This window comes from Halomicrobium sp. HArcht1-1 (genome assembly GCF_058933285.1).
In genome coordinates this window covers 239,434-246,019 of record NZ_JBZYDL010000004.1, presented here as the reverse complement: position 1 = coordinate 246,019, position 6,586 = coordinate 239,434, and the positions used below count along the sequence as shown (strand labels likewise).

General features: G+C 62.8%; 6 protein-coding genes and 2 pseudogenes. All 8 read left to right on the top strand.

Annotation, left to right across the window (positions count from 1 at the left end; translation table 11 throughout):
* The first annotated feature begins 203 nt into the window (after nucleotides 1-203).
* Complete coding sequence (locus tag AC5FRZ_RS17640; RefSeq protein WP_493565293.1) at nucleotides 204-872, top strand: helix-turn-helix domain-containing protein; 669 nt, start codon at nucleotides 204-206, stop codon at nucleotides 870-872.
* A gap of 305 nt (nucleotides 873-1,177) precedes the next feature.
* Nucleotides 1,178-1,416 (top strand): annotated as a pseudogene (locus AC5FRZ_RS17635) (4Fe-4S ferredoxin N-terminal domain-containing protein).
* Nucleotides 1,409-3,892 (top strand): annotated as a pseudogene (locus AC5FRZ_RS17630) (molybdopterin-dependent oxidoreductase). Before AC5FRZ_RS17635 ends, AC5FRZ_RS17630 begins: the two co-directional pseudogenes overlap by 8 nt.
* Before the next feature lie 2 nt (nucleotides 3,893-3,894).
* Nucleotides 3,895-4,668: a sulfate reduction electron transfer complex DsrMKJOP subunit DsrO gene (dsrO, locus tag AC5FRZ_RS17625; protein WP_493565292.1), complete on the top strand. Its 774-nt coding sequence runs from the start codon at nucleotides 3,895-3,897 to the stop codon at nucleotides 4,666-4,668.
* Nucleotides 4,668-5,291, top strand: a complete 624-nt coding sequence (nrfD, locus tag AC5FRZ_RS17620; protein WP_493565291.1) for an NrfD/PsrC family molybdoenzyme membrane anchor subunit — start codon at nucleotides 4,668-4,670, stop codon at nucleotides 5,289-5,291. The genes dsrO and nrfD (AC5FRZ_RS17620) overlap by 1 nt, the downstream gene beginning before the upstream one ends.
* Nucleotides 5,288-5,677: an NrfD/PsrC family molybdoenzyme membrane anchor subunit gene (nrfD, locus tag AC5FRZ_RS17615; RefSeq protein WP_493565290.1), complete on the top strand. Its 390-nt coding sequence runs from the start codon at nucleotides 5,288-5,290 to the stop codon at nucleotides 5,675-5,677. The genes nrfD (AC5FRZ_RS17620) and nrfD (AC5FRZ_RS17615) overlap by 4 nt, the downstream gene beginning before the upstream one ends.
* Entirely contained in the window at nucleotides 5,674-5,991 is a 318-nt protein-coding gene (locus tag AC5FRZ_RS17610; protein ID WP_493565289.1) for a hypothetical protein, read from the top strand. Before nrfD (AC5FRZ_RS17615) ends, AC5FRZ_RS17610 begins: the two co-directional genes overlap by 4 nt.
* A complete protein-coding gene (locus AC5FRZ_RS17605; protein ID WP_493565160.1) occupies nucleotides 5,984-6,556 on the top strand; it encodes a TorD/DmsD family molecular chaperone in 573 nt (190 codons plus the stop codon). The genes AC5FRZ_RS17610 and AC5FRZ_RS17605 overlap by 8 nt, the downstream gene beginning before the upstream one ends.
* Nucleotides 6,557-6,586 lie beyond the last annotated feature (30 nt).

Here is a 6,586-nt window from a genome sequence, read left to right as displayed (position 1 = left end):
CGAAAAGTACGTCGAGACGACTGCTGCAATCGGCTCCTCAGATTGATACTGTCGGCCGTCACTGTTTCGAGAGCACCGAGATCACGAAGCGACACCGACGACGGCGACGGTATCAGACACGTCAACGTCACCCGTTCGTTCTCAGTGAGTGAGAACCAGCCAGGTTCTGTATACCTGCGCTGGCTGTAGATACACCTATTGATATGCAAGGTACTACGACAAAACAGCGAGACGACGGACGGGATCTCTATGTCGCTTTCGATATCAAACCCGTACTCGACAGTGACTGTCCACTCGACGAGTTCGAAGACGCCGACGGCGACGTCGTCGAGGTACGACAGCAGTTACTACACGACCAGTGTCAGACCGAGATGGCGATTCAGTCGGAGGAAGCTCCCGCGTCTCCGGGTTGCGAGGAGGCAGACATCGTTCACTCGGCGAGTGAGGTCGACGGAGCCTGTTTCTGTGCTGTCTTCGGTACGTTCGACTGTATCCCGGAGATCGTCGACGTCACCGAGGAGTCGGTCCGCGTCGAGACGTATCTGCCCGACAGGAACCGGCTCACCGAGTTGGTCGAGTCGTTGAGGGACGTAACGAGTGAGTTGCATCTGCGACAGCTGAAACGAATCGACACGGGGACGGACGAGACGAGCGGACAGACCGTCACACTCGCTCTCGACGACGTTACGGAAAAACAGCGTGAGGCCGTTACGCGGGCCGTCGCCGCCGGCTACTACGCGACGCCACGCGAAACGTCGCTGGAAGAGCTGGCCGACGATCTCGACATCTCGAAGTCGGCGTGCTCGCAGCGTTTGAACGCCGTAGAGTCGACGCTTACCGTCGGGGCATTTGCGAACGCGACCACCAACTAATACGGCCGGCTGTACGTCTGTGAACGATTTCGCCACCCCGGGGTGGCGAAGATCCTCACGAAGTTACAGCCGGCAGTATAAGGATTGCACCGGTCGAGCGACGACGACCAACACCGCCAAGCCTTCGTTTGTGACGTATTTCGGCAGTCCGAGGCGACGAGTTCTGTCAAACGGCGAGAGTGATCTCGGCGACCGACGAGACGCGACACGCGCCTCTCGACGACGATGTCGACATCCACCCCCATTTAAACCACTTCATAATCCACAAGAAGGGATATCGACGGGAGCGGGCGATATTGAAACGTATGACAAAAGAATCGCAACCAGCCCACGAGCCGATACCAGAGTGGGACGAGGTTGCCGACGAGATCCTCGACGGTGTGGATACGACCCGGATCTCGGGAAGCGGATGGCCGAAGACGCCATCAAGATCACGAACGGTGAGCTAACCGAGGAGGAGTTCCACGAGAAGTATCACGAGGAGGTCAAAGCAGAGTTCGGAACAGACGAGCGACCCACGAAACCGGAGGGATTCGATGACTGACGACGAGTTCACGGCCTCTCGCCGGGACGTTCTGAAGAGCGGTGCCGTCGCCGCGGTCGGGCTCGGCGGCGCGGACAGCGTGCTCTCGACGCTCCAACCCGCCGACGACTCGGGAGAAGCCGCCAACCAGGTCACCAGTTTCCTCGGTGAGGACAAGGTCTTCAACACCGCGTGTTCCCCGAACTGTCGGGGTGTTCCCCGAGCGTTCGTTCGGGATGGACGGATAAAGAAAGTCCAGCCCAACGTTCCCGAAGACGAGCGGTACAAGCGCGGCTGCATGCTGGGGCTCACCACACGCAGCGCGTCTACAACGCGACGCGCTTGAAGTACCCCATGAAGCGCGTGAACTGGTCACCAGACGATCCGCAACCCGCTGGGCGCGGCGAGGAAGCGCAGTTCGAACGGATCGCTGGGAAGAGGCGCTGGATTACATCGCCGACCAGATGGAGAGAGTCCGGGAAGAGTACCAGCCAGAAAGCGTCTACTTCGAGACCGGATCGGGCGATTACGGACTCAGTGGGTCGATGCAGGGGCAGTTGTCCGCCTCTTTGGCGGCACCCAGATGTCCTGGTCGATCGACATCAACACCGGGCGAGGTTTCAGGCGGGTAACCGGGGCTGGCTGGTTCAACGCGAATACGAACTTCGGGGAGGACTGGGAGAACGCCAACACCGTGATCGTCTGGGGCTCCGACATCTTCGCAGTAACCTCCAACAAGACGCCTCGATCCTTCTGGACGCCATCGAGAGCGGAGCCAAGCTCGTCGTCGTCGATCCAGTGTACACCGGCACGGCGTCGAAAGCTGATCTCTGGCTACCGGTCCGGCCGGGGAAAGATCCACACGTCGCGATGGCGATGATCCAGACGGTCCTCGACGAGGAACTGTACGACGCCGAGTTCCTCCGGAAGCGGACGCTCGCACCGGCGTTGGTCCGCGAAGACGACGGGAAGCTGCTGAAGACGGCAGACGTCTTCGAAGACGGTGACGAAGAGACGCCGGTCGCACTCGATGCAGCGACCGACGAACCGGTGGCCCTCGAACCGGAGACCTACGGCGAGTACAAGCTGTTCGGAGAGTACACCGTCGACGGCGTCGAGACACACACCGCCTGACGGCGCTCGAACGCGAAGCGTCGAAGTACGAGCCCGAAGTGGTAGCCGATACGGCGGGCCTGCAGGCCGAGGACATCAGAACGGCAGTGCGCTGGCTCGCAACTCGCGGTCCCGGTGGTATCGCCTCTGGCTACGGCGTCGACCGCTACAAGTACGGACACGTCTTCGGGCAGGCCTACGCCACCCTCCTGAGCCTGACGGGTGATTTCGGCCGCCACGGGAACATTCACGCCTCACATCCCAGCGGCAGTGGCTACGACAGCGGTGGCTTCTTTGCTGCGGGTGAGACGCCCGGGAACGTCGCCGCTCCCTCAGTCGAAGATCATTACCGCGATGGAGAGCGGTGACCCGTACCAGATCAAGATGATGTACAGCCAGGCGTCGAACTTCCTCGCGAACAGCTGCCGCCCAACCGCCAGCGGCTCGACGCCGCAGAGAACCTCGACCTCATCGCGGTTGCCGACATGCACCACACGCCGTCGGTACAGCACGCCGACATCGTCCTCCCGGCCTCACACTGGTTTACCCGCGAGGACATAATTAGTGCCGGGACTCACCCCCACGTGAACTACCGCGAACCGGCCCACGATCCGCTGTGGGAGGCGAAAGACGACTGGTGGATCATCAACCAGTTGGCCGATCGGCTCGGCTACGGTGACGAGTTCGTCTCGGACAAGAGCGAGGCGATCGAGCAGATTATCGCCAACGACGACCGAATCGACTACGACAGGCTCGTCGAACAGGGTTCCGTACACATCGACGACGACCCCGTCCTCTACAAGGGAGCGTTCAACACGCCGTCCGGTCGGCTCGAAATATACGACGAGGACGCACCGACCGAGAGTGGAGCAGATGTAGGAGAACCGGTCTCGCTGGAAGTCCCCGTCCCACTCGAGAGCCGCACCGACGACGACTGGGAGAACGCCGACGAGTATCCGCTCACGTTCATGCAAAAACACCCAAGTGGCGGATTCACTCGCAGTACGAGTATCAGCCCTGGGTGCGGGAGATCAACGACCAGCCCCAGCTCGACATCAACCCGAAGACCGCGAAGCAACGCGGCATCGAGGACGGGGACTACGTTCGAGTGTACAACGACCGTGGCGAGATGGTCGTCAAGGCAAAGTACAACAACGGGATTCGCCCGGAGATGGTCAACACCGATCAGGGGTGGTGGGTCCGGGACTTCGTGCGGGGCCACCACAACGACCTGACCCACATGGACATCAGCGACGCGACGGGGAACTTCGCGTTCTACGACACGCGCGTGGAGGTCGAACCGGCTCCGGAGGACCTCGACACGAGCAAGTACACTGCAAACAATCCCCGCGGCTCGAACGCCGACGCCGCAGGGGGTGACTGACCATGACCAACTACGGACTCGTCATCGATCAAGAGCGGTGTATCGGGTGCCAGACGTGCGCCGTGACGTGTAAGCAAGAGAACAACGTCCCGATGGGACAGTTCTGGAACAGAGTGTTGACTGTCGGCGGCGACCACATCGACACGCCAGAGGGGTCGTACCCCGAGGACGGCGAGAGCGGGGACCTCGACATGCAGTACCAGCCAACGGCCTGTCAGCACTGCGAGAACGCACCTTGCGTGAAGGTCTGTCCGGTCAACGCGACGTACAAGCGCGACGACGGGATCGTGGAGATCGACTACGACAAGTGCATCGGGTGCCGGTACTGCATGGCTGCCTGTCCCTACAACGCTCGGGTGTTCAACTGGGACGAGCCACAGCACCTCCCAGAAGAGGGAACTGGGGACGTCGAAGAACGGCCCCAGGGCGTCGTCGAAAAGTGCACCTTCTGTAGCCACCGCGTCGAGGAGGGGCTCGATCCCGCGTGCGCGGTGAACTGTCCCGCAGACGCCCGGATCTTCGGCGATCTCGACGACGAAACCAGCACGGTATCGAAGTACGTGAACGAGTACAACACCGAGCAGTTGCTCGACGAGAAGGGGACCGATCCCAACACCTACTACGTGCAAGGCGAGATGACGCCGGGTCGGACGTGGACGAGCGACAAACTCGAATCGGAACTCGACGAACAGCCGACGCCCGAGGAGGCCGGCGACCCCGACAGCGAGCAGTCGATGCAAGGAGCCACTGCCGACCCAGTGTGGGGTGACGACTGATGAGTGGTGAAGTGACCGAGAGATCGGCGACGTCGACGGCCCGCAGCCCCGTGTTGTCCTCGTTCGGGGTCGTTTCGAAGGTCTGGCTCGGCCTCCTGGGCGTGCTCCTGGTCGCCGGACTCGGAGCGTGGGCGTACCAGCTCCAGCAGGGGCTGGTCGTGACCGGGATGCGGAACGTGTTCTCTTGGGGGCTGTACATCATGCTGTTCGTGATGTTCGTCGGGCTGTCGGCGGGCGGGCTCATCATCTCGAGCGCGCCGAAGTTCTTCCACTCGGACCGATACGAGGGGTTCGCGCGGCTCGGTGTGCTCGTGAGTCTGGCCTGTATCATCGTCGCGGGACTGCTCATCCTGCCCGACATCGGCCGCCCAGAGCGGCTGTATCAGTTCTTCACGTCGCCGGACTTTCGTTCGCCGATGGTCTGGGACTTCGGGATCGTCGTCCTGTACGGCGTGTTGAACGTCTGGTACCTCTGGTTGCTCACCCGGCGAGACCTCGCCGCCCGCGGATCGCGACTGGCCTTCGGGGCCGAGGACACGCAGGCCGGCCGGGATCGGGACCGGAAGCTGCTGTTCTGGACCGCCGCGGTCGCGTTGCCGACGGCAGTGATGCTCCACCCGTGACCGGCTGGATCTTCGCGACGCAGGTCGGCCGCGGTGATTGGTTCAGCCCGCTGGTCGCACCGGTGTTCATCGCCAAGGCGCTCGTCTCCGGACTGGGGCTCCTGCTCGTGGTCTCGATACTGGCAGACCGCTACACGGGCTTCGACGCCGATCGGGACGAGCGACGAGTCTGGGGAAGATGCTGGGTATCTTCCTGGCGTTTCACGTCGTCTACTCTGGTTGCCGAGCGCCTGCCACACGCGTGGGCAGACCACTTCGGCTTCTGGGCGATCACCAGCGAGTTCCTCATCGGAGACTCGGTCTACTTCTGGCTCTGGACCGGCGTCGGCGGGCGCTACCGCTGGTGCTGTTGGCGACACCGCAACTCAGGAAGCGACTGTCCGTGATATTCGTCGCGGGCGTACTCGCCGTGTTCGGCACCCTGTTCGAAGGGGTTCGGCTGGTGTTCACCGGCTACGAGAGCGTGAACATCGACGCCGCGCCGGGCATCTCGCTGGGCGGTGAGTACGCGGGTGTCACGACGGATATCTGGGCCACGACGGGGGCGTACACGCCGACGGTGATCGAGCTGGTGGTGACCGCAGGTATCGTCGCATTCGGCGCACTGATCGTCACCGTCGGGCTCCGATACGTCCCGCTCCAGCGACAGACCGAGCAGGAGAGATACGCCCCAGACGGCGGAGGTGGCGGGTGTGACTGACGACACCGCGACGGCGGTCGACGACCCGACGGGAGAGACGAGACTGCCGACGGCCGACACGCTGGGCACCCTGGCGGTGTGCTGGCGCGAGCCGTCAGAGGAACTGCGTACCGCCGTCGAGTCGGATGCGATCGCGTGGCTCGACGAGAGCGAGGCGGCCGTCGATCTGGACGACCTGCGTGTCGAGTACACGCGACTGTTCATCGGTCCCGGTCCCGAACAGTGTCCGCCCTACGAGAGCGTCTATCGGGACGGCGACCACGACGGCGACGAACAGAACGTCGGTCCGGTGTACGGGCCGGCGACACAGGCGGTTGCGCGCTGGTACGCCGAGTACGGACTGGAGTTGCGGGACTCGAGATCGGAACCCCCAGACCACATCGCGACGGAACTCGAATTCGCCGCCTACCTCGCCGCCACCGAGGACGACGACACGCTGGAGCAGTTCCTCGACGAACACCCGCGCACGTGGATCGAACCGTTCGCAGCGCGACTCCGGGAGAACGATCCGGGGCCGTTCTACCGGGCGGTGATCGAGCGAACGATCGAAGTCCTCACACGGTGATCCTGCCAGTAGCGCACCGTCGATGTCACC